The 24,424-nt window shown below is 39.7% G+C and carries 23 protein-coding genes; 11 read left to right on the plus strand and 12 right to left on the minus strand.

From position 1 onward, the window contains the following. Positions 1-66 precede the first annotated feature (66 nt). The 3 genes from FTU06_RS12315 to FTU06_RS12325 form a co-directional block, all read right to left on the minus strand. A complete protein-coding gene (locus FTU06_RS12315; protein WP_180041629.1) occupies positions 67-516 on the minus strand; it encodes a VOC family protein in 450 nt (149 codons plus the stop codon). A 207-nt stretch (positions 517-723) separates the two neighbouring features. Further along, a complete protein-coding gene (locus FTU06_RS12320) occupies positions 724-1,899 on the minus strand; it encodes a thiolase family protein (protein ID WP_180011606.1) in 1,176 nt (391 codons plus the stop codon). A gap of 113 nt (positions 1,900-2,012) precedes the next feature. Beyond that, positions 2,013-2,534, minus strand: coding sequence for a GspH/FimT family pseudopilin (locus tag FTU06_RS12325; RefSeq protein ID WP_180005114.1), 522 nt, complete (start codon positions 2,532-2,534; stop codon positions 2,013-2,015). 377 nt (positions 2,535-2,911) lie between these two features. On the opposite strand from FTU06_RS12325, the gene omp38 reads away from it, so the two are divergent. After that, entirely contained in the window at positions 2,912-3,970 is a 1,059-nt protein-coding gene (omp38, locus tag FTU06_RS12330; RefSeq protein WP_180005113.1) for an outer membrane protein Omp38, read from the plus strand. A 431-nt stretch (positions 3,971-4,401) separates the two neighbouring features. Then, positions 4,402-6,579 (plus strand): TonB-dependent siderophore receptor, encoded by a 2,178-nt coding sequence (locus FTU06_RS12335; RefSeq protein ID WP_180146896.1) that lies wholly within the window; start codon positions 4,402-4,404, stop codon positions 6,577-6,579. A 65-nt stretch (positions 6,580-6,644) separates the two neighbouring features. On the opposite strand, the gene FTU06_RS12340 is transcribed toward FTU06_RS12335, so the two are convergent. The 3 genes from FTU06_RS12340 to FTU06_RS12350 all read right to left on the minus strand — a co-directional run bounded on the left by FTU06_RS12340 (position 6,645) and on the right by FTU06_RS12350 (position 9,193). Further along, positions 6,645-7,733, minus strand: coding sequence for an aldehyde reductase (locus FTU06_RS12340; RefSeq protein WP_257221013.1), 1,089 nt, complete (start codon positions 7,731-7,733; stop codon positions 6,645-6,647). Between the two features lie 301 nt (positions 7,734-8,034). Next, the gene (locus FTU06_RS12345; protein ID WP_180146899.1) at positions 8,035-8,523 is read right to left on the minus strand and encodes a hypothetical protein; all 489 of its coding nucleotides are present in this window, start codon (positions 8,521-8,523) and stop codon (positions 8,035-8,037) included. A gap of 190 nt (positions 8,524-8,713) precedes the next feature. Next, positions 8,714-9,193 (minus strand): SMI1/KNR4 family protein, encoded by a 480-nt coding sequence (locus FTU06_RS12350; protein WP_168379535.1) that lies wholly within the window; start codon positions 9,191-9,193, stop codon positions 8,714-8,716. Positions 9,194-9,375: 182 nt separating this feature from the next. Between FTU06_RS12350 and FTU06_RS12355 the strand changes: the two genes are divergently transcribed. The 3 genes from FTU06_RS12355 (at position 9,376) to bfr (ending at position 12,899) form a co-directional block, all read left to right on the plus strand. After that, positions 9,376-10,710 (plus strand): ISNCY family transposase, encoded by a 1,335-nt coding sequence (locus FTU06_RS12355; RefSeq protein WP_180089363.1) that lies wholly within the window; start codon positions 9,376-9,378, stop codon positions 10,708-10,710. Between the two features lie 388 nt (positions 10,711-11,098). After that, positions 11,099-12,073 carry a 23S rRNA (adenine(1618)-N(6))-methyltransferase RlmF gene (gene rlmF, locus FTU06_RS12360; RefSeq protein ID WP_180146952.1) on the plus strand — a complete coding sequence of 325 codons (975 nt, stop codon included), beginning with the start codon at positions 11,099-11,101 and terminating at the stop codon, positions 12,071-12,073. 361 nt (positions 12,074-12,434) lie between these two features. Then, positions 12,435-12,899 (plus strand): bacterioferritin, encoded by a 465-nt coding sequence (gene bfr, locus FTU06_RS12365; protein ID WP_067762676.1) that lies wholly within the window; start codon positions 12,435-12,437, stop codon positions 12,897-12,899. 57 nt (positions 12,900-12,956) lie between these two features. Here bfr and FTU06_RS12370 read toward each other — a convergent pair whose 3' ends face one another. Beyond that, a complete protein-coding gene (locus FTU06_RS12370; RefSeq protein WP_180146902.1) occupies positions 12,957-13,523 on the minus strand; it encodes a peroxiredoxin in 567 nt (188 codons plus the stop codon). A gap of 190 nt (positions 13,524-13,713) precedes the next feature. Here FTU06_RS12370 and FTU06_RS12375 point away from each other — a divergent pair, with 190 nt between their 5' ends. From FTU06_RS12375 to FTU06_RS12400, 6 genes are all read left to right on the plus strand, one after another. Beyond that, positions 13,714-14,445 carry a YqiA/YcfP family alpha/beta fold hydrolase gene (locus FTU06_RS12375; protein WP_180146905.1) on the plus strand — a complete coding sequence of 244 codons (732 nt, stop codon included), beginning with the start codon at positions 13,714-13,716 and terminating at the stop codon, positions 14,443-14,445. An 86-nt stretch (positions 14,446-14,531) separates the two neighbouring features. Further along, a complete protein-coding gene (gene bioA / locus FTU06_RS12380; RefSeq protein ID WP_180026716.1) occupies positions 14,532-15,824 on the plus strand; it encodes an adenosylmethionine--8-amino-7-oxononanoate transaminase in 1,293 nt (430 codons plus the stop codon). After that, positions 15,821-16,978, plus strand: coding sequence for an 8-amino-7-oxononanoate synthase (locus FTU06_RS12385; RefSeq protein WP_180026717.1), 1,158 nt, complete (start codon positions 15,821-15,823; stop codon positions 16,976-16,978). The genes bioA and FTU06_RS12385 overlap by 4 nt, the downstream gene beginning before the upstream one ends. 7 nt (positions 16,979-16,985) lie before the next feature. After that, positions 16,986-17,774: a malonyl-ACP O-methyltransferase BioC gene (gene bioC, locus FTU06_RS12390; protein ID WP_180146908.1), complete on the plus strand. Its 789-nt coding sequence runs from the start codon at positions 16,986-16,988 to the stop codon at positions 17,772-17,774. Then, positions 17,771-18,415, plus strand: coding sequence for a dethiobiotin synthase (bioD, locus tag FTU06_RS12395; RefSeq protein WP_180146911.1), 645 nt, complete (start codon positions 17,771-17,773; stop codon positions 18,413-18,415). The genes bioC and bioD overlap by 4 nt, the downstream gene beginning before the upstream one ends. A gap of 39 nt (positions 18,416-18,454) precedes the next feature. Further along, complete coding sequence (locus FTU06_RS12400) at positions 18,455-18,913, plus strand: nucleoside deaminase (protein ID WP_180146914.1); 459 nt, start codon at positions 18,455-18,457, stop codon at positions 18,911-18,913. Positions 18,914-19,017: 104 nt separating this feature from the next. Here FTU06_RS12400 and FTU06_RS12405 read toward each other — a convergent pair whose 3' ends face one another. The 5 genes from FTU06_RS12405 to FTU06_RS12425 all read right to left on the minus strand — a co-directional run bounded on the left by FTU06_RS12405 (position 19,018) and on the right by FTU06_RS12425 (position 24,340). Beyond that, positions 19,018-19,431, minus strand: coding sequence for a biopolymer transporter ExbD (locus FTU06_RS12405; protein WP_078190075.1), 414 nt, complete (start codon positions 19,429-19,431; stop codon positions 19,018-19,020). Between the two features lie 18 nt (positions 19,432-19,449). Continuing rightward, positions 19,450-19,875 carry a biopolymer transporter ExbD gene (locus tag FTU06_RS12410; protein WP_078190074.1) on the minus strand — a complete coding sequence of 142 codons (426 nt, stop codon included), beginning with the start codon at positions 19,873-19,875 and terminating at the stop codon, positions 19,450-19,452. A 14-nt stretch (positions 19,876-19,889) separates the two neighbouring features. Continuing rightward, entirely contained in the window at positions 19,890-20,753 is an 864-nt protein-coding gene (locus FTU06_RS12415; protein ID WP_078194237.1) for a MotA/TolQ/ExbB proton channel family protein, read from the minus strand. Positions 20,754-20,781: 28 nt separating this feature from the next. Then, entirely contained in the window at positions 20,782-21,480 is a 699-nt protein-coding gene (locus FTU06_RS12420) for an energy transducer TonB (RefSeq protein WP_180022671.1), read from the minus strand. Between the two features lie 148 nt (positions 21,481-21,628). Then, entirely contained in the window at positions 21,629-24,340 is a 2,712-nt protein-coding gene (locus FTU06_RS12425; protein ID WP_180146917.1) for a TonB-dependent receptor, read from the minus strand. Positions 24,341-24,424 lie beyond the last annotated feature (84 nt).

A 24,424-nucleotide genomic window follows, 5' to 3' on the forward strand; every position in this document is an offset into this window, starting at 1 on the left:
CTTGATTGACTAAAAAAGCCTCCTTTTGGAGGCTTTTTTATTGATCGAAATACTTTTAATGAGTGATTATTCGTTTTCAAGCTGGCAATTGATCATCCATTTAATGCCGAACTGATCGGTAAATGCGCCATACAGCGCACCCCAAAAGGTCTTTTCGAGAGGCATTTCTATAGAGCCTCCTTTGGACAATGCATCAAACAGTCGTTTGGCTTCAGCTTGTTCACTGCTGTCTAAATTAATCGAAATATAGTGATTGCTGCCTAAGGTAAAGGGTTGATTGGATTGCGCACAGAATTGTTCGTTGACATCTGAGGCCATCAGCACGGTAAATTCATTGATCGACAGGGAAATATGCATAATCTTTTGCAGTTCTGTATCGGATAGTGAAATGCCATCCTCAGCAGGCATATCACCATAACGCATCACATTGAGGAATTCTCCACCAAGTACAGAGCGATAAAAATTAAAGGCTGCTTCGGTATTGCCTTGAAAATTCAAGTAGTGATTGAGCTGCATAATGGTCATCCATTTTTTATTATGTTGACATTTATTTTAAGAGCCTTTGCTGACCTGTATGTGAACAATTTATGTCTAAAATGTAAGCATAAAAAATCCCTCTCACAGAGGGATTTTCAGTCTCCCTCCTTTATTAAAGGAGGGGTTAGGGGAGGATTAAAGAATATTCCCTCTAAATCGCCCTTTGCGAAGGGAGTCTACAGAGCATTAAAGCAATTCAATCGCCACAGCAGTTGCTTCACCACCACCAATACACAGCGCTGCAATACCGCGCTTACCACCTGTACGTTTTAATGCATGGATCAGCGTTAAGATAATGCGTGAACCGGTAGAACCAACAGGATGTCCAAGCGCACAAGCACCACCATTGATATTTACTTTTTCAGCATCTAATTTAAATTCATCAATTGGGCACATCGTTACCATGGCAAAGGCTTCATTGATTTCCCATAAATCCACATCAGCAACATTCCAACCCGATTTATCTAGAACTTTTTGAATTGCGCCTACAGGTGCAATGGTAAACTCGGATGGATGCTGAGAATTTGATGCATAAGCCACAATTTTTGCGAGCGGATTTAAACCTTTTGCTGAAGCTTGATCTGCTGAAGTTAAAACTAAAGCAGACGCACCATCAGAAATAGAACTTGCATTGGCAGCGGTAATCGTTCCATCTTTAGCAAAAGCAGGGCGCAGCGTTGGAATTTTTTCGATGTTAGCGTTAAAAGGTTGTTCGTCTTTATCGATAATCACATCGCCTTTACGACTCGAAACAGTGACAGGCACGATTTCGTCAGCAAAATAACCCTCAGTAATTGCAGTTTGCGCACGTTTAAGTGAGCGGATGGCAAAGTCATCCATTTGTTCGCGTGTATAGCCTTTAGTGTTCGCCATGTCTTGTGCAAAAGAACCCATGAGTCGGCCCGTTTCTGCATCTTCTAGGCCATCTAAGAACATATGATCTTTAACATCACCATGGCCCATACGGTAGCCAGCTCGTGCTTTGGTCAATACATACGGTGCATTGGTCATTGACTCCATACCACCTGCAACCACGACTTGAGCCGAACCTGCCTTAATCATATCTGCCGCTTGCATCACGGCCTTCATACCTGAACCACACAGCTTATTGATGGTTACGGCACCAGTTGAATCTGGAAGACCAGCTTTACGCATCGCTTGACGGGCAGGACCTTGTTTCAGACCAGCCGGAAGCACACAGCCCATAATGACTTCTTCAACATCTGTTGGTTGTAAACCCGCGCGTTCGATGGCTGCTTTAATTGTGACTGCGCCTAATTCAGGTGCAGTGACAGCGGCTAAACTCCCTTGAAAACCACCCATTGCTGTACGGGCACCATTCACGATGACGATATCAGTCATTACATATCTCCATTTTCTTATACATTAATTTTTGAATACGTCAGCAGTATAAGTAAAATTGAACAGGAATAAAGCAAATTTAAAAGGCTGCTTTGGACTCACCGGTTCTCAAATTAGCAACTGGTTGGGTTTTCAAATCGTAAATGTCCCATTCGACTTAAGACTGCTCGGATCGGTTGAAGCGTTGATTTCGAACAGTAGTAGAAACTACCATTTGAACCATTGGGTAAACCGGAGCTGGCCTGAAAGGTTAGGCTCGGAATGTGTAAAGTCCCACGCCAAGAGAGGTCCCCATATTTTAAGTTAAGTTTGTCTTGTAGTAATATTTTTTCATTTGCGTCGACTTGGCGGTTTTTATTACTGTCAATAAATATAATCAGACCACTGTTCCAGTTGTTAGGTTGGCAAAGTTTAAAGTCAAGACTAGGACAAATCACAATATTGGAATGATAAATAGTGGCCTGAGCTCGTGCGAATGCATTGTGATTTTGAATAGTCGATTTGATGTTATTCGCTTCTCGCTGCGCCATTAAATTGTTGAAATGTGGTAAAGCTATCGTCACGATAATGACCATAATCGCAATTGAGACCAAAAGTTCAAATAACGTAAAGCCGGTTTCTTTATTGTAAAGCATTGATTTAATCCAAAATTTAATATTATTTTTATATGTCTAATGTTATATGTGTTTTTAATGGCGATATTAATTTTGAGTATAGAATTTTATTACTCAATTTTAGATAAAGCTGTTAAAATGAAAATAGCAAGTGACAATAGGCGATTCACTGCTCAAAATTGAGTAAAAATTTACCGAATTACAACGGAAATTGTAAGTAATTTTGTCAATAATTTACTTGATTAGATTAATCAAGCACTTGGAAAAAGAATAAAGTGTTTGTATGATTCAGCGTAAATAGCTTAAAAAAAAACTGGGGTATAAGAAAGCCTATCTCAGGATAGCCAATTTTTCGGCTTGAGCTTGAACAACAATTGTTATCTCTGGAGGATAAATCCATGAAAATGAGTCGTATTGCATTAGCAATGCTCGTAGCTGCTCCTTTAGCAGCTGCAAACGCAGGCGTAACTGTTACTCCATTAATGCTTGGTTACACTTTCCAAGATTCTCAACACAACAACAGCCGTGGTAACTTAACTGAAAGTCCTGAGCTACAAGATGACTTGTTTGTTGGTGCAGCACTTGGTGTTGAATTAACTCCATGGTTAGGTTTCGAAGCTGAATATAACCAAGTTAAAGGTGATGTAGACGTTGATTTCGGCGAATACAAACAAACTCAAATCAACGGTAACTTCTATGCTACTTCTGATTTGATCACTAAAAACTATGACAGCAAAGTTAAGCCATATGTATTGTTGGGTGCTGGTCACTACAAATACAAATTTGACGAAGCTGCTGCTCGTGGTTTAGCTCCATCTGCACAAGCTCGTGGTACTACTGAAGAAGGTACTTTGGGTAATGCTGGTTTAGGTGCTTTCTGGCGCTTAAACGATGCTTTATCTCTACGTACTGAAGCTCGTGCTACTTACAACATCGATGAAGATTTCTGGAACTACACAGCTTTAGCTGGTCTTAACGTAGTTCTTGGCGGTCACTTGAAACCTGCTGCTCCTGTAGTTGAAGTTGCTCCAGTTGCTCCAGTTGCTCCAGTTGCTCCAGCTCCTCAAGAGTTGACTGAAGATCTTAACATGGAACTTCGTGTGTTCTTTGATACAAACAAATCTAACATCAAAGATCAATACAAACCTGAAATCGCTAAAGTTGCTGAAAAATTAGGTGAATACCCTAATGCTACAGCTAACATCGAAGGTCACACAGATAACACTGGTCCACGTGCTCTAAACGAACGTTTATCACTAGCTCGTGCTAACTCTGTTAAATCTTCGCTTGTTAACGAATACAACGTTGACCCAGCTCGTTTATCTACTCAAGGTTTCGCGTGGGATCAACCAATCGCTGACAACAACACTAAAGAAGGCCGTGCTATGAACCGTCGCGTATTCGCTACGATTTCTGGTAGCCGTACTGTAGTGGCTCAACCTGGTCAAGCTCAATAATTTGAGTTTAACTTCGGTTAGAAAAAAGCGGCTCTTTTGAGTCGCTTTTTTTTGTTAAAAATTTAAAAAAGGAGATTTAAATTTGGCTAAAAGGCACTAACGCAAAAGCGTTGTTTACTTTTAAATAATCGTTGGATGTAAAAGGATTTATCTATTCATGTGGCAATTAAGCATGTAAAAATTCAAACTATTGTATATTAATTAATCATCTGTTTGCCTAAGAGCTTTAATTGAACATACACAGTTTGTGTTTTTATTTTTTATAAAATAAATTAAAAACAAATATTTATATTTGTGTTATCTACAATTTATAAAAAATGAATATTTGTATTTCTCATAAAAAAATTTAAATCATCGGGATTCATAATGCAGTTAAGAATTATTCTAAATATAATAATGATTCTTATTCAAATAAAACTAATCTTGAAATGATGAATAATTTTGCAAAAACACACTTAGTACGTTCTATAACTATGGTGGTGCTCGGTGTTGGAGGGGCAACATCTGCGCTTGCAGCGGATACAACGGTACTTGAGACAATTGAGGTTGAGGTACCTGCAGAAAAGCAACTTGCAAATGGTAAGTTGAAAGCCAATACAGACCTTGGTGCTTTGGGAAATAAAAAAATTGTTGATACGCCATTTAGCGTTGCTGCATATAGTGAAAAGTTAATTGAAGAACATCAAGCGACAACCGTGGGGGAAGTGCTGAGAAATGATGCGAGTGTTCGTATCACAACAAACCAAGGCCATTTAAACGAAAACTTTAATATTCGTGGCTTTGATGTCAATCATGATGATATTGCATTGAATGGTATATATGGTATGGCACCTTATGGGCGTGTACCAACTGAATTTTTAGATTCGGTTACTGTATTGAAAGGCCCAAATGCTTTAGTTGCTGGGATGTCACCAGCAGGTGGAGTGGGTGGTGTTGTCATTGCCAAAACTAAGCGTGCAGATCAGCAGAAGACCCAAGTTTCAGCGTCAATGGAAGATGGTGGCTTTTATCAATCAGGCTTTGAGGTTTCACGTCGCTTTGGTGCTGAAAAAGAGTTTGGCTTACGTGTGAATGGTGCTTATGGTCAAGGTGAGCACATCATAGAAGGCATGGATGATAAACATGCTTCAGGTGCAATTGCTGCTGATTATACAACAGATAAATTGAAACTGAATTTTGATGCCTATGCTGTACGTGATGACCGTAATGGCGGTTCGCCTGCGATGGTGGCATTTGGTGTCAAAGATGCACATGGCCGTACCTATAATGGTGTGCTTGCTGCACCTAAAGGCGATACCAATTATTTTAAAAATTTGGAAGGCCATACTGATAGTGAGTTTGTAGGTTTAAGTGGTGAATATGCATTTACACCTGACTTAAATGTTTATGCAGGTGTAGGACATATTGACAAGGCGTATAGTGGGCATATTTTTGGTACGCGTCTTGTCGTCGGTCAAGCAGATGGTCATGCTACATCACAGTACTATCGTACAGGGTCGTCAGAGTCGATTACATCAGCAAATACAGGTATTCAATATAAGTTTAATACGGGTGCTGTAAAACATGCTGTAAATGTTCGAGCTGATTATTTGACCAAAGAAACAGATCAGCATGTTGCGGCAACACAAGAGAAAATTGATTCAACTAATTTGTATGATCCTAACACCACTATCGGTATGCCTTCAGCGTACCCAATGGTTAAACCGAATTTAGATAATAAATATACCAGCTATACGGTGTCTGATCAGATTTCGATGTTAAATGATAAATTGCAGCTGATTGTTGGTGCACGCTATCAGGATATCGATACCAAGAATTTACAAAGAAAGACTGGCTATCAAGATGATAAAATTTCGCCAAGCTTAGGTGTCGTGGTTAAACCTTTTGGTGAGAATCTTTCTATTTATGCAAACTATGTAGAGGGACTTTCTGAAGGGGTAACGGTGAATAACGTTGCAGATGCCAACAATAATGTCACCTTTGCGCCATTCCAAACCAAACAATATGAATTGGGTGCAAAATATCAAACAGGTTCTTGGTTGAATACATTTGCCCTTTATCAAATTGAAAAACCATCGACCATGGTATCTTCATATTCTGATGGTCAACCCAATAGTACAATCAATCAAATTACCACAGATGATGCAGAAACACGTTCACGTGGCGTGGAATGGGCATTTTCAGGAGAGATTTATACAGGTCTAAATCTGATGGGTAGTTTGGCTTATATCGATGCTGAATATACCAAAGCAGCGGTGAAAAATGGTGTAACTAATCAAGGCAATACGGTGTATGGTATTCCTGACTTTACCGCAACGCTTGGTTTAGATTATGCAGTACCGTATGTGGATGGTTTGAATGTCAATGCGCGTGCAAACTACGTGAGTGAACAGTACTTAAATGAAACCAATGCACTTAAACTCCCAGACTACACAATTTTAGATCTTGGTGCGCACTATAAAACTCAATTAGGTGGTGTGAACACAACGTTCTTAGCTAATATTGATAACGTGACTGATGAAAAATATTGGGAAGGTACATTTAACTCAGGTTATGCCTTAGTGGGTGGCCCACGTACCTATAAAGTAGGTGTGACTTTTGATTTCTAAGTTAGATTAGTTTTTTTAATATAAACAGCCACCTATTCAAGGTGGCTTTTTTGCTGATGAATTATTTACGGAATATATTGCTTAACCACACCGTCATCGAGTAATTGTTGGAAATGTTCAACCACACTTTGTTGAATATCTCGGTACTCAATGCCTAATTCTGTTTTACTTTTTTCAGCATTAAAGTAAATTGGGTAACCCATATTCAGTTCAACAAACTTACGTGGGAAACCTGCAAGAGGGCCAAATGCTTTAAAGGCAAACTTCGGTAAGGTATTGCGTGGAAAAGGAAATTTATTACCAAAATGCGAGCGTAATATTTTCCCCATTTCTAATAAACTTAAAGTACCACCGCTAATGATATAACGACCTGATGCTTTAGGGTTTAATGCTGCTTGTACGTGCGCATCGGCGACATCACGGACATCGACAATTCCATTCCACATTGGTGGAACACCCGCCAAAGTCATACCGTTGGCAAACTGCTGTAAAACCTCAACACTGCCAGACTGAGTCGATGCTGTTAATGAAGGGCCCATCACTAAGGCTGGATTTACACAAACCAAATCCCAGCGTTGTTGTGCTTTTTGCATATCCCATGCTTTGCGCTCAGCCATCACTTTTGAATATGGATAAGGCTGATGAGTTTCTGAACTGGAGGTATTCCAATGCGATTCATCAAATTCATTATGCTCGGTCTGTAGAATATCAATGGCATCACCATAGGTTGATGCGATGCTTGAAGTCACGACAACACGTTGTACAGATTCTGTTTTATTGACACTGTTGAGTACATTTTCAGTGCCTAAAATAGCCGGCTCAATAATGTCTTTTATTGCGTCTTTATAGTTGGTCACTACAAAAGGGGATGCCATGTGGATCACAATGTCACAACCTTGCATGGCTGAATCAAATGCACCCTCATCTAATAAATTGGCTTGGAACAGTTTTAAAGTGCCAGTTGTATCAGCTGCAATTTTTTCGAGATGTGCAAATCCTGATGTTTTATTCAGATCACGAACTGTGGCATGTACCGTGTGCCCTAATTCAAGTAAGTTTTTAATGACCCAACTGGCAATATAGCCTGTCGCGCCTGTGACGAGTATCTGTTTTGTTGTCTTGCTATTCATATTCTTCAACTTTAATTGACGCATTTTTTTATCATATTGAGAATATTTAGTTTTGTCTTTGATTGATTTGAAAAAATATATGTTGATGATTGGGTTTAATGCGCACTAAATTCAGCAGAGAATACATGTGAATGCTGTAAAAGTACTTTTTTATGATCTTAAAAAGTGTGAATATGGGATGAATGTTGGATAGATGTATATTCTTATGAGTATGGATGCAAAATCTCACAGAAAAATGGACAAAGAGTCATATCTAACTTGTGCGCTTTAATTTAAAGCCTAGATCTTAGGTCTTGGTTTTTTATTTCGTATAACCTCTATGATGTTAAATAGGCTTCAAAAGCCACCCATGAATGACATTAATCTGATGCTGTATAGCATCTATTAAATGAGGTGAATTTTCGATTGTCCATGTTTCATCGCACCAGTCACAAGCGTCATAGAGGTCACCTATCCATTCGGGATAGTAAGCTATGTTATTTTCAAGTCCTCTTGGTGCATCAAGGAACCCTTTTTCTAAATTACTAAAAATTTTACATAGCTTAAGAGGGCTTAAATTACCATTTTTATAGTCAGCTAAAACACCTAAAAAGAATTTAGCTGCCAATATTTCGGCTTCTAAACAATTGGATGAAAATTCAGAATCTTTTATCTGTATTACACTGAGTAATAGTGGTTCATAATTAGGATATAGTTCAAGTAATTCAGCAGGAATATTTTCATTGTTATCAATATATTCAATTAATTTTTTTCTCCTTTCTGAGTAAGAATATTCTCCATAACAAAGTTCTATATATAACGCTTTTAATGTCATTGATTATTCCAACTGATTCTTGATTTTCTCTAAAATTAGCATAATACACGTGATGCGAAGTTGAAAAAATTGATACTATAGACTTAATTTTTATATATTTTTTAAATTTAAAGCCTAGATCTTCGGTCTAGGCTTCTTCATTTTCTATAACAGCCATCATTTTAAATAAAAAATAGTCTTTTGAAACCTTTTAATATTCAATATATTCATGTAATGAATTTATAAAATATTCAAATCTATCAGCTAAATAAAGAACTTTTCTCTTATCCTCATTTACACCATAATCATAGAAATCATCATGTAGGACTAAGACAATTTTAGGTTGATCTTTTATCCATGGAAATCTGTAATCAAAGCAAATAAAGTCGCCTCCAGGCGTCATACCAAATCCAATTAACTTGCCACTATAGTCATCGTCACCTTCAGGGAACTGCATACCTTCTATTCGAGGCGTATGTATATATCCACCAAATTCAGCAATACAAGAAATATTTAGCTCTCCATTAGTATCAACAAAATCAAAGCTACTAATTTGGGGATAAAATCCATCATGTTGTGAAATAAGTTTAATATATTCAGGTGGGAATTCTACACCTAGAGTATTAGCAAAGTTTTGAATTACTTTCTTTTCAACTTCACCATTTGGATATAGATCGCCAATATCTTGCATTACTCAATACCTTCAATTATTTTCATTCATATTTCCCACATTGTTAATATTATCTAAAATTAACATAATACACGTTATACGAAATTCTTTTGTTAGAACCCATTTAAAGTGTCTATATTCTCACCAATAAAAATGTCTAGTTTATGATGGTTTTTATCACCATGGACTGGATATAAATATAGATGCTGATCACTATGTCTGACAAAGAAATTCAACGGCTTGCAGTTCTGCAAGACGTTCGAGATCATCGTATTACCCAGGTCCGTGCTGCTGAAATCCTAAATCTTTCCACCCGTCAAATTACCCGGTTATTGCAGAAGCTCAATCAAGATGGTGTCTCAGGTATGGCACATGCCAGTCGTGGTCAACCTGGCCATCGTCGCCATGATGACTTGTTAAAATCAAAGTGCCTTTCCATTATTGCTGAACATTTGCTGGGCTTTGGACCCACCTTGGCGCATGAGAAGCTCAGCAGCATGTTTGACCTGAATATCCCGGTAGAAACGCTTCGGCGCTGGATGACGGCCAATGACCTGTGGATTCCGCGATCCAAGCGCCTGAAGCGTCCATATCAGCCACGTTATAACCGGGATTGCTTCGGTGAACTGATCCAAATTGATGGCTCATATCATGACTGGTTTGAAGGTCGAGCTGCAAAATGCTGCTTGTTGGTTTATATCGATGATGCTACTGGAAAGCTGTTGCATCTGCGCTTTTGTGAGGCTGAAACGACCTTTGACTACATGCTTTCAACCCGAGCCTACATTGAACAATACGGCAAACCTCTAGCCTTTTATAGCGACAAGCATTCGGTATTCAGAGTTAATCAGAAATCCAGGCAAGACAGCCAGATTACGCAATTTGGGCGGATTCTGAATAATTTGAACATCGATATTATCTTTGCCAACTCACCCCAAGCCAAAGGTCGTGTGGAACGTGCCAACAGAACCCTTCAGGACCGTCTGATCAAGGAGATGCGCCTGGAAGGCATCGGTTCGATTGCAGAGGCCAATATATGGTTACCCTGCTTTATTGAGCAGTTCAATCAGAAGTTCGCCAAATGTGCGCGAAACTCAAAGAACCTGCATCGGCCATTAAGCGAATCTGATCTTGAACTGGATGATATTTTTACCTGGCAGGAACCGCGTAAGGTCACCAAGAATCTGACCCTGACCTATGACAAGTGTATTTATATGCTTGAACCGACAGAGCTGAATCATAAGCTTGTTGGGCAATACATTTCATTTCTGGAGTACCCGGATGGTACTGTGGCAATCATGCATGAAGGACGGAAGATCAACTATAGCGTCTTCAATAAACTGGCTGGACTACAGCAGAATGATGTGGTTGAGAATAAAAGATTAGGTTCGGTCCTGGCCCATATCCAGCAGCAACATGAGGAATTGGAGAAACAGAATAAACGTTCCCGTCTCAAGAAAAGTATGCCGAGTCGTAAAGCTCAGAAAGTTGTTATTGAACAAAGAAATTTAAATCCTGTGCTTGACTCTTGTAGTTAAAAACAGGACATTTCTATTTGGTTATTAGGTAGGACATTTCTACTTGGGAATAACATCTTTTTATTTATCTTTAAATTACAAGATTTTATCTTGATGTAAAAAGCCCAATCATGTGTGATTGGGCTTTTTACGAGATTCTTTCCGTTCCATGCTTAAATTTTGAGCAATTTTTCACAGTTTTGTTTAATGAGATTGAATGCTATAGCAAACAAAAATGTCCAGATAAAATAAGAATAGGCTTCCAAGTGGTTATGGATTTTGCAGATAGGCAAATAAAAGGATTGGGGCGTCATTGTCAGTTAAATTCACGTACAATATCGATTTATTTGCAGGTATAGATCCTGCCTTATCAGATGATTCTGTTCTCCCGTTAAATATTGGCATACACATGGCGCAAGTAAAGAAATCTTTTCCGCAGCAAAAATCGGAATTACATGCACGAAATCTGCATCGCAGTCGTTACGATTTTCCTCAGTTAATACAGAGCTGTCCGGAACTTGGACCCTTTGTCAGCCCAAATAAATATAATGATTTATCGGTAGATTTTTCTGATCCTCACGCTGTGAAAATGCTCAATAAAGCATTGCTCAAGCATTTTTATGGCATTCAATATTGGGATATTCCCAAAGATTTTCTTTGCCCGCCTATTCCAGGCAGAGCTGACTATATTCATTATTTGGCTGACTTGTTGAGTGCCAACAATAAAGCTCAGATTCCAACTGGACACGCTGTTCAAGTTTTAGATATTGGGGTTGGCGCGAACTGTATTTATCCGATTATTGGTCATCGGAGCTATGGCTGGAAATTTGTAGGCTCAGACATACATGCTGCATCGGTTAAAAGTGCTCAATTTATTGTGGAGGCCAATCCGAATCTGCGTAAAGGTATTCAGATTCGATTGCAGAAAAAAGCGAGCAATATTTTCAATGGTGTGATCAAACCTTCAGATCGTTTTGATTTGACCATGTGTAATCCGCCATTTCATGCCTCGCAAGATGAAGCCAACGCGACAGCAACGCAAAAATTAAGAAAACTGGGCAAGCTGGTTGATCGTACCAAGGTGGTGTTAAACTTTGGAGGTCAAAAAAACGAACTCTGGTGTGATGGCGGCGAAGAACGATTTGTCTGCCAAATGGTGCAAGAGAGCATTCAGTTTGCAGAGCAATGCCTTTGGTTTAGTACACTAGTTTCCAAGAAAACAACATTGCCAGTGCTTTTAAAGGCCTTAGCGAAGAGCGGTGCAGTGGATGTGAAAACCATTAAAATGACGCAGGGACAAAAAGAAAGCCGTTTTGTCGCTTGGACTTTTCTAGATTTAAGGCAACAGCAAGCGTGGAAGAATGCACGTTGGACTTCAGCTTAAGTCTGTCTTCGTTGGAGATTTTCGCCTTGTCTTTGACAGCAATGCATAGGGCATCAATATAAAGTTTCCCATAGCGATAAGCTCAGTGTGTTGAATCAATCTGGAGATATTTTTGCTAAACAAGACGCATTGTTAATTGTTACAAAAAACAGCATCCAGCGATTTTTGATTATTTCGTGTTCTAAATGCCTTAAATTTTCTGCAAGGGCTTCTTTTATATGTGAAAAATGCGCGGAATTGAACTGCAAATGCGTATGTTTATCATTTAAATTTTATATAAATCATAAACTTACAAAAATTATATTTTGCATTCATTTTGAAACTTGTCCATAATATTTGAAAAGGGTATGGAGTGAAGAAAATGCGTGGCAATCCAGAAGTCGTAGACTACTTAAATATGCTGATCGGTGGCGAACTGGCTGCTCGTGATCAATACTTAATTCATTCCCGTATGTATGAAGATTGGGGCCTGAGCAAAATCTTTGAACGTATCGATCATGAAAGCCAAGAAGAAGGCTCACATGCAGATGCATTGATTCGTCGCGTATTGTTCCTTGAAGGAACGCCGAATATGAATCGTGATGATATTGAAGTCGGTACAGACGTTGTGACTTGTTTAAAAGCGGATTTGGCGCTTGAATATCATGTTCGTGAGAAACTTGCTCAAGGCGTAAAATTGTGTGAAGAAAAGGGTGACTATGTGACCCGTGATATGCTCCGTCAGCAAATGTCAGATACTGAAGAAGATCATACTTACTGGCTTGAAAAGCAAATGCGTTTGATCGAACTTATTGGTCTCCCAAACTATATTCAGTCTCAAATGTAATTTAAAAAATATCCAAAAAACTCAGCAGAAGCTGGGTTTTTTATTGGGCCATGAAAACTATTGTTGTAGTTTTTTGATATCTGCCAAGACCTGCGCCGCATGTGTCTGTGTATTCACACTGGTATAGTGATAAACAATAATGCCTTTCGGATCAATGAGAAAGGTTTCACGTTTAGCAACTTTCAAAATCCCTAAGTTTCGTACAATACCTAGCTGAGTCGCCAGCATGTGCTGTTGGTCGGCAAGAATTGGAAAGGGAAGTCCGAGTGCTTTAGAGAACTTTTGATGTGATGCAACATCATCTAAGCTTGCGCCCAAAACAACCGCATTACTTTTTAAAAATTGTGGATATAGGGTTTTAAATTGATTGGCTTCTTCTGTACAACCGGGTGAGTTGTCTTTGGGATAAAAGTACAGAACGAGCCATTTCCCTTGATATTGCTTCAGTTCGTGCCATTTTCCATTTTGATCTTGCAATTTAAAGTTGGGTGCGGGTGTGCCTACCCATTGTTTTTGTTTGTTTTGACTGGTGCTGAGTATTGATGTTTCGGCAACTGTGATTTGGGTAGTTGCTATTAAAGCACATGTCATTAAACAGATTTTTAGCAATGAAGAAACTTTCATAGAGCATCAGTTTATATCGTTCTTTATCCGATCTTAGCAAATTTTAAAGCGCTGTAGGCTAGCTGATTTTATATTTATTGAAGTCGATTTCGAATGTCTTTTGGCAAATCGGTTGATGTGCTGAAATGCCACTATCAAACATGCTCTGAACTTTTATACTATTTGGAATCGTTTAATTTTAGGGTTTGCATTGAAACAACAGATTTTACTTATTACTGGCTGGGGCGGCGGTCGTAAATTACTTGCTCCTTTACAGCAGGCATTGATCGCACAAGGTTATCAGGTCGAATTATGGAATATTTTTGATGCCTTAAATCTAGAAGTGCTCGAACAGAAAGTTAAATTGGCGAAGCAATTTGATGTGATTATTGGCTGGTCTCTTGGCGGTCAATTGGCGACGATTTTGGTAGATGAAATTCAAAAAAAATATCAACAACAGAAAGTGCTGATCACATTAGGTTCAAATCCAAGTTTTGTGGCTGATGAACAGTGGCCTGCTGCGATGGATCAAGTCAGTTTTCAAAGCTTCAAACAATCTTTCGAGCAGGATGCAATTTCGACCCTAAAAAAGTTTGGTTATATGGTTTGTCAGGGCACTGATAGCAGCAAGCAAGATTTCATCACCTTGCAAAGTTTGATTCAAGCGCAAAATTTAGATGTGCTTCGAGCAGGATTGAACTGTTTGGAGGAGCTTAATAATGTCAGTATCTTGAAAAATTACACTGGTCATCAATACCATATTTTTGCTAAACAAGATTATTTGGTTAGTTACAAAGTTGAACGATTATTGCGTAATTTAGCTGTAAAGTTTTTTGAGACAGAATTGGTTTCTGGCTCACATGGCTTTCCATTGTTTGAATCTGAAGTCATAAGTTGCAAAATCTGCCAATATTTAAAGAAAATAGAACAAATCTCTGAATAGCTGGGCTTTATGGCAATTTATTTTTCCTTGCCGTGGGTTTAACATCTTGCCACATTGATGTTTTAGCCTGATACATGGAGTGAGGGATGGCCAATTTAACCGATCTACAATTTGATCAGCAGCATATTTGGCATCCCTATACATCGATGACTCAGCCCCTTCCAACGTTTAAAGTGAAACGTGCGCAAGGGGTGATGATTGAGCTTGAAGATGGTCGTCAATTGATTGATGGTATGTCTTCATGGTGGTGTGCGATTCATGGTTATAACCATCCTGAGCTAAATCAAGCTGTGACCGATCAACTGCAACAGATGTCTCATATCATGTTTGGTGGATTGACACATGATCCCGCGATTCAACTGGCTAAATTACTGTTAAAAATCACCCCGCCCAGTTTAGATAAAATCTTCTTTGCCGATTCAGGTTCGGTTGCTGTCGAAGTAGCCTTGAAAATGGCAGTGCAGTATTGGGCGTCTTTGCATCAACCGAATAAAACCAATTTTGTCACTCCACGTTCTGGCTATCATGGCGACACTTGGAATGCGATGTCTGTGTGTGATCCCGTGACAGGGATGCATCAAATTTTTGGCCCAAGTTTGCCAAATCGAATTTTTGTTCCTGCGCCGCAAATTGGCTTTGACCAAGCGTGGAATTCAGCGGATATTGCTGAACTAGAAAAGACTCTGATTGAACAGCATGAAAATATTGCGGGATTGATTCTTGAGCCGATTGTACAAGGCGCAGGAGGTATGCGTTTCTATCATCCTGAATATTTGCGTCAAGCTAAATTACTCTGCAAGCAATACAATATCTTGCTGATCTTTGATGAGATTGCGACTGGCTTTGGGCGAACAGGAAAACTCTTTGCTTGGGAATGGGCTGCAGTCGAGCCAGATATTATGTGTATTGGTAAAGGGCTGACAGGCGGTTATATGACCTTGTCTGCAACCCTGACTACGCAGAAAGTCGCAAATACGATTAGCCAAGGCGAAGCCGGCGTGTTTATGCATGGCCCAACCTTTATGGCAAATCCTTTGGCTTGCGCTGTGGCTGTAAAAAGTACCGAACTGCTGCTTTCTCAAGATTGGCAAGCCAATATTCGACGTATCGAAACTCAATTGAAGTTTCATTTACTAGCACTTTCATCGCTTGAACATGTCAAAGATGTGCGAATACTTGGTGCTATTGGTGTGGTGGAATTGACCTTCAATGTAGATATGAAAATGCTACAACAGGAGTTTGTCCGTCGTGGCATTTGGATTCGTCCATTCGGTAAGCTAGTTTATGTGATGCCGCCATATATTATTTCTGAGCATGAATTAAAAATTTTGCTAGAACAAATGGTTGAGGTGGTGAAAAACATGGAGCAGCCAGCATGAATCTGCTCAACCATTTTTCAGATCAACTTGATCAACTAAAACAGCAAGGCAACTTACGTCAGTTCACTTCAAATCATCAGCACGATCGTTACATTAGTATTCACGATCACAACATGTTGAATTTAGCGTCAAATGACTATTTAGGTTTGGCTTCAAACCAACATCTACGTGAACAATTTTTTGATGAAACCCCGAACGCACAGCGTTGGATGAGTTCATCCTCTTCGCGGTTGCTGACGGGGAATTTTCCAGAATATGAGCAACTTGAATCAACATTAAGTGATGCCTTTCATGGCCGATCAGCACTGTTATTTAACAGCGGCTATCACATGAATATCGGGATTTTACCTGCACTGGCAGACAGTAAAACCTTGATATTGGCGGATAAGCTGATTCATGCCAGTATGATTGATGGCATCCGATTATCGAGTGCGAAATATGTACGTTATCGCCATAATGATTTGGCGCATCTATTTCAGCTTTTATGTAAATACCATGAAGATGAGGCTTTTGAGCGGATCATTGTGGTGACTGAATCGATTTTCAGTATGGATGGTGATGAAACTGATTTGGCTGAATTGGTACGGATCAAAAAACAATTTTCCAAAGTGATGTTGTATGTCGATGAGGCGCATGCAATCGGTGTGCGCGGTGAGCGTGGTTTAGGCTGTGCTGAGCAATATCAGGTGATGGATGATATTGATCTTTTAGTCGGTACATTTGGTAAAGCACTGGCTTCAATAGGGGGGTATCTCATTTGTCATTCGATTATTCGTGACTATTTGATTAACTCGATGCGACCGTTGATTTTTAGTACTGCACAGCCCCCGATCTGTATGGTGTGGACAGATTTTATTTTCAAGAACGTTTTAAATTTAAAAGCAGAGCGTCACCATTTACAGCAAATCAGTCAAAATTTGCAACAAGCGGTGCAATCCCAAGGTTTTGATTGTCCATCTACATCACATATTGTGCCCGTCATTATTGGCGAGTCGAATAAAACTGTTGCTAAGGCTCAAGCTTTGCAAGCGGCAGGTTTTTATATCATGCCTGTACGTCCACCCACTGTGCCGCAGCATAGTTCGCGCTTACGCATTTCACTCACTGCTCAGATTGCACAAACAGATCTTGATCAGTTGACTCAATTGTTGTGAGTGACTTGTGAATAATTTTGAGATTGATAAATCCCAAGTGGCGTTACGCTTTGCTCAGGCAGGGCACAGCTATGCTGAACATGCCGTAGCACAAAAAGAGATTGCTCAACATTTATTTGAGTTGATGCAGCAGTATTATCCAAAGTTGCAAAATCATCCTGTGGAAACGCTTTTTGAAATTGGATGTGGCTCGGGGAATTTAAGCCATTTAATGCTGGAAAATATGCAAATCAATCGTATGGTTTTAAATGATCTATATGCAGAAATTCAACAGCATTTTCCGTCAAGTCCACAGATTCAGTACAGACTTGGAGATATCGAACAACTTGAATTTCCACAGCATATCGACTTGATCGCATCGAGTTCGGCTTTGCAATGGGTAGGGAACTTTGCGGGCATTGTCGAAAAAGCCTTTCAAAGTTTAAATCCAGAGGCATATTTTTGTTTTTCGACCTTTGGACAGCAGAATTTACAGGAAATAAAAGCTTTGACTGGGCAGGGTTTGGACTACCTCGATATCGACATGCTTCAAGCTATATTAAGTCAAAATGGTTTTGAAATTCTGCATCTTTCAGAGCAGACAGCGGCATTATATTTTGATCATCCAAAGCAGGTTTTGCAGCATTTAAAAGCGACAGGTGTGACTGCGACAGCCTCACATTTTCGTTGGACGAAACAATCGCTCTTTGATTTTTATTCAGCATATCAACAGTTTTCTTTGCGTGATGAATCTGGGCAGATGCGTTATGCACTGACCTATCATCCGATTTTTTGTATTGCACGGAGAATGCCATGACAGGGCAAGTTTATTTCATTAGTGGGATCGATACAGGCATCGGTAAAACATATACCACGGGCTATTTGGCTAAAATATGGAATGAACAAGGGGTGCGAACGATCACGCAAAAGTTGATTCAAACAGGCAATGTCGATATTTCTGAGGATATAGAACAACATCGTCAAATTATGGGCACGGGGTTGTTGGTCGAAGATGAAACCAAACTCACGATGCCTGAAATATTTAGTTATCCTGCGTCGCCACATCTCGCCACCAAAATCGATGGACGTGACATTGATTTTGCTAAAATTGAATATGCGACAAAACGTTTAACTGAAAAATATGACAACGTTTTAGTCGAAGGTGCGGGTGGTTTGATGGTGCCTTTAACCACAGACCTTTTAACCATCAACTATGTTGTAGAGAAACAATATCCCATTATTTTGGTGACATCAGGTCGTTTGGGCAGCATTAACCATACGATTTTAAGTTTGGAAGCACTAAAAAGTCGTGGCTTAGTGCTTTATGCACTGGCTTATAATTTAAATGATGAATCGCAAGATGCATTGATTTCTAAAGATACTGCTGAATATTTAAAAGCATATTTAGCCAAACACTTTCCAGAGGCGTTATGGATTGATGTTCCTGTATTGGCATAATGGGCTAACTCTTTATATTGACAATAATTGGGCGTATTTATGACGGATCATGCGTTTATAGAACTTGCGATTCAACTTGCGAAAGAAAATATTGAGCAAGGTGGGCGACCATTTGGTGCTGTGATCGTTAAGCATGGTGCTGTGGTGAGTACAGGGGTGAATCAAATATTAATCTCAGGCGATCCGACATCTCATGCCGAGTTAAATGCATTAAGACAAGCCGCACAAAATTTAAATACGACGTCTTTGAAGGACTGTGTCGTTTATGCGAGCGGACAACCGTGTCCAATGTGTTTGGCAGCTCTGCGAATGGTTGGAGTTGAAAAAATTGTGTATGCCTATTCAAATGCTGATGCAGAAGCCTATGGCTTATCTACAGCAGAGATTGCCGAAAAATTAAGACATGAACCTCATGAACAGCAAGGGTTGAGTTTTAGTCAGTTAAAGCCAAACTGTGATCATGAGCTATACGATTTTTGGAAGCAGAAAAATACTTAATAAATAATAAGAGTTTCTTTCTGAGTCACTAACTGTATAGATTTCTGTGAAGAATTAAAAAAGCCAACTGAGGTGATCAGTTGGCTTTTTTTGTTGGAGAGCAATTATTGATTTGCTGAGACACCAATTTTTTTGACATTCAAACGTTGTGCTGCTGCCATCACCATAGCGACATCTTTATATTCTGTCATTTTGTCAGGTTGCACTTTGATCGTATCTTGATCTGCTTGTTGTGCAACACCAGCAAAAAGTGTTTCTAAAGCTTGCTTATTGGCAACGGGTTGACCATTCCAAAATAATTTACCCTGCGCATCAATGCGTAAGGTGACCGGCTCAGGCGGCTTTTCATTGGTTGGCGGTGGCGTACCGTTTGGTAAATCAATATTGATCGAATTATTTGGAATTGGAATTGTGATAATAAACATAATGAGCAAAACCAACATCACATCGATCAATGGCGTCATGTTGACGTCCAACATAACATCATCGTCTTTATCGGAACCGACATTCATTCCCATACCTTGTCCCTCATCCGATTATGGTGCGGCAACAGGAGTAGTGACAAAAGCAATTTTGCCAATTCCTGCTGCTTGTGTCGCACTAATGACTTCATCAATCGCTTCATATTTTGTCACCTGATCGCCACGGATATGAACTTCAGGTTGCGGACGCTTTTTAGCTTCCGCTTGTAGTCGACTGATCAGCGTATCTTTATCTGCAATGTATTTTTCATTCCAGAAGATATCGCCATTTTTATTGACAGCAATCTGAATATTGATCGGTTTGGTTTCATAAGGTGTGTTTTTTTCCTCAGGTAACTTCACCGGAACTGTATGGATTGCAACAGGTACTGTAATTAAGAAAATAATGAGCAGCACCAACATAATATCAACCAAAGGTGTTGTATTAATGGCTGAAATTACATCATCTTCGTCACCATCTGAATTGACCATCATTCCCATGGCTGATGCCTCTCTTATTTTGTGTCGTTATTATTGTTTTTGATCTCACCGCTTAAAAGTACGGTGTGTAGATCTGAACCAAAGGTACGAACATTATCTAGAACTGCTTTATTACGACGCGTTAACCAGTTATAGCCAAGAACCGCAGGTACTGCTACAGCCAAACCAATTGCCGTCATAATTAGGGCTTCACCGACTGGGCCTGCAACTTTATCAATAGATGCTTGACCTGAAATACCAATTGCCGTTAAAGCATGGTAAATACCCCAAACTGTACCGAACAAACCCACAAATGGTGCAGTCGAACCGACAGTTGCGAGAAAAGCCAATCCACCACTTAAATGGCTTTGAATTTTATCGATAGCACGCTGGATTGAAATAGTCACCCATGTGTTGAAGTCGATACGTTCCAGCAGATTACCGCCATGTTTTTTGGTTGAATTAATGCCTTTTTCTGCAATAAAGCGGTATGCACTCGATTCGTCTAAGGTTTCTGCTGCGCTATCAATTGAAGCAGCATCCCAAAATTTAGCTTCGGCTTCTTTGCCTTGACGTTTAATTTTAGCTTGTTGAATAAATTTAGTGACCATGATGTACCAAGTTCCAATCGACATCAGGACCAAGATAAAGAGTGTCGATTTAGCAACGATGTCACCTTCACGCCATAGTGCTTCTAAGCCATACGGGTTATAGACTTCTTTGGTTGCTGTAGGCATTGGTGGCGGTGCAGGTGTATTTGTTGTATTCGTAGTTTCTACTTGTGTTGTTGCAGTATTTGCAGATTCTTCAGCAAATGCTGCTTGCAGTGGGAGTAATGTACTTGTTACTAAAACTGTAGCAGATGCAAAAATACGCGCAGATTTCATCATTTTATTCATTTATATTCTCCAAATTTTTGTAGATTCATTAATCAAGTTTAAATTCGTATTCAATATCAAACCAATCTTCAACTGGCTCACCATTTTTGAGTGCAGGCTTAAATGTACATAAGCTGAATGCTTTGCTAGCAGCCTTATCTAGAGATTTAGTACCACTCGATTTTTTGACCTTCACTTGTTTCGCACTGCCGTCAGGCCCAACCAATACAGAGATGCGGACAGTTCCTACTTCTTCTGCCATTGCAGCTTCACGAGGGTAATCTGGTTCTTTACATCCAACGCTACCCTCAGATGCACCACGTGTTTCCCCAGCTGGTTTTGGAGCAGGGGCAGGAGCGGGTGCTGCCGCAGCGACTGGTGCAGGTGCTGCAACAGGGCTAGGAGATGGAGAGGTTGTAGGCGTAGGTGTTGAAACGGCTTTAACTGTTTGTGTTGGTGCAGCTTTTTCAACAACCTTTTGTTCAGGTTGAGGGTCTGGTGTTTTGAGCACTTCCTTAACGAGTTTTGGTAGTTCAGGTGGTTTTTCAATTGGTTTCGGTTTTTCTGGCTCAGGTTTTTTATCTTGAATAATGATTAATTCAACAGGTTCTTCTACAGTTTTCTCACCTTTTTTGGACAGGCCAGTAATTAATCCGTAGAGTACAATGAGATGCAGAAGAATGACTGCCCCAATTCCGATCAGGCGTTTGCCGGAATTATTTTCTAATTCGGAAAAGCTTTTGCCCATTACTACTCCTGAAATGTGAGACAAACAATCAATAGTGAAATTGGCACTTGAGATATAAGTGTTTTTTGCATTTTTTATGTTTGACTAATTAATTAAATAAATAGTGCCAGTACAATTCCAGTTGGAATCGTACTGGCAAATTTAGCTTTTAGAACTTGTAAGTACCACGGACATAGAATGTACGACCAGTAGGATCGCTATAACGAGGGTCATAACCATATTGGAAGTTATCTAATACGTTCGATGCAGCAGGCTCTTCAGCAAATAGGTTTTTGATACCACCAGTGATTTCTAAGTTTTTGAAACCACTGTATGTTCCTGCAACGTTATACAGTGTGTAATCAGGCACACGGTGTTTATCAAATTTTTCTTCGCCGATTTGGTTTTGGTCATCGTAGCCACGGAAGAACTGTTGTTCGAAGATGATTTTCCAGTTTTCATAGCTCCAATTTAGGTTCGCTGTGTGCTTCCAACGTAAAACAGCAGGGTCGTCATACACACCTACTAAGCCTTCCCAATCACCGCCTTTTTCTTCTTGGTAGTCATTTTTGATGACATAGGTACCATTAATGCCAAAGCCAAAACGACCTGTCGCGGTTAATGGTGAAAGATAATCTAAGCTAATGTCGATACCTTGAGTTTTAATACCCCCTGTATTCATTAGAATGGTATTGATGTATTCAATACGACCATCGGCACCACGCACGAATAATGAAGCATATTTCTCAGGATCTTCAAAAATTGAAGTTTCACCCACTTGGCCAACTAATTCTTCAATTTCAATGTTGTAATAATCAACAGCTAAAACTAAGTTTTTAATTGGTTCGTAAACAAAACCTGCGGTAAATGTTTTAGATTCTTCTGGCTGAAGATCTGGGTTACCACCTTGCATACGGTAGAACTGAGTATTACATTCGGTTTGATATTGAGGTGAAGTTGGATTACCGCCTGGACAAAGGACAGGGTCGTTATATTTTGCACCAGTGTAGGTTTTGCTTTGTTGCGCATTAATTTCCCAAAGGCTTGGAGCACGGAAACCAGTACTGTATGTACTACGGAACATAAGTTGCTTCATTGGTTCCCAACGAATACCGACTTTTGGATTGAACGTATCGCCAAAATCGCTGTAGTCGTCATAACGTGCTGCAAGTTGAGCTTCAATAGTTTTGGTAATTGGAATTTGAAGCTCAGCAAAAGCGGCAGTAATATCTCGGTCACCTTTACTCAGAGGTTTATCAGGGTCAATACCACTACCCGGTACAAGGCGTACTAACTCAGAGTTTACTTTTGCTTCCCAATCTTGAGTTGTAAAACTTCCACCAAATGCAAAACCAACATCACCAGCTGGTAAGGTGTAAATCGGGCGGCTCACGGTAAAGTCAAATGTTGTGGAATCAAGTGTTGCTTCGTTTGTTGTACCACTCACATTTAATGAGTTCCAAACGTTAGCATCTGCAGATGGACCAAATGGGTTGATTGTGCCGTCATTTAATCCTTCTTGTAGTTTGTTACGATTTAAGTATCCACTTACAAAGCTATCTGATGCTTCGCCTTTTGCGTAAGTTACGCCACCGTTGATATCCCAACCGTATGCTTCACCTTCAAGTCCGGCAAAAATACGATGTGATTCATTGATAGATTGTGAAACACGGTTACCGGCTTGAGAGCGTAAGTAAAGTTGTAATGGATCACCACTTAGACCATCTACACCAGGGGTAATACCCTCGCCTGGATAATATTGACTGCTTTTAGGAATCGTGACAGAGCGGCTGTAGACGTCTGGAGCAATAGAAGTCGTCACTTTGCTTTTTGCATAGACATATTCACCAATAGCGTTGAAGTTATCGCTAAGTTTGATGGTTGCACGACCAATTGCAGACAAGTCCTCAGTTTCTGGCTGAATACCAATTAATGCTTGGGTGTTGAGGAAACATAGTCCGCCATCTTCAACTACATTGACTAAGTTATTACAGTTTGCAGCTCCACCGTATGGGTTCGCTAATACACCTTCAGGATTTCCGTCTGCATCTAAAGGCCCGCCGTTTGGATCAAGAAAGTTAGCAGGGAAGCCATTTGCTGAACCAGCATCGATACCTAACTCAGGTAGAAGGCCACCACGACGGCTGACTTTACGGTCTTTTGCCATAATTTCTTTGGCTTTACGGTAGTCAATTGCGCCATAAACGTTAAAACCTTGTTCATCTAAGTCGCCATAGCCACCAAAAATCGAAACATCGTATTCTTCGCCGCCTTTATCTTCTGGTTTGAGTAAACCACCGCTAATACCTAAGCCTGTGTATTGTTTTTTGGTAATAAAGTTAATTACACCTGCGATTGCATCTGCACCATAAATTGCAGAGGCACCATCACGTAAAACCTCAATACGTTCAACCATTGCAAGCGGAATGGTATTTAAGTTGGTCTCAGAGGTACTAAATGGGCTATAAGCTAAACGACGTCCATTAAGTAAGACGAGGGTTTTATCTGATCCTAGGCCACGTAAGTTCGCTGTTGAGCCTGATGTATTACTTGCACCAACGTTTTGCGCTGTACTGTATCCCGCTTGGTTCGCACTAATTTTTATTAAGGCTTCTTCAGTAGTTGTTACCCCTTGTTTAGTTAATTCTTCAACTTTAATCACCGTAATAGGTGAAGAACTTTGAGCAGAAACCCCTTTAATGGATGAACCAGTCACAGTTACTTTGGCTACTTTCGTTGGCTTAACTGTTTCTTCTTCATTTGTTTCTGCTGCATGCGCTAAAGATAAACACAGCATACTTAAACTAAGAGTACTTAATTTAAGTATTGTTTTGCTAAATGGTGTGCCCCCCACAGATTTAGCATTTTTTTTCTCTTTCATAGTAAAAGTATTCCTTTTTGTTGTAGTTAGCGATATTGCTTGATTCTTTTTAAGCAATTCAAGTGCCAAATTTATATTTAAATT

The organism is Acinetobacter sp. YH12052 (assembly GCF_013419835.1).
Classification (GTDB): domain Bacteria; phylum Pseudomonadota; class Gammaproteobacteria; order Pseudomonadales; family Moraxellaceae; genus Acinetobacter; species Acinetobacter amyesii.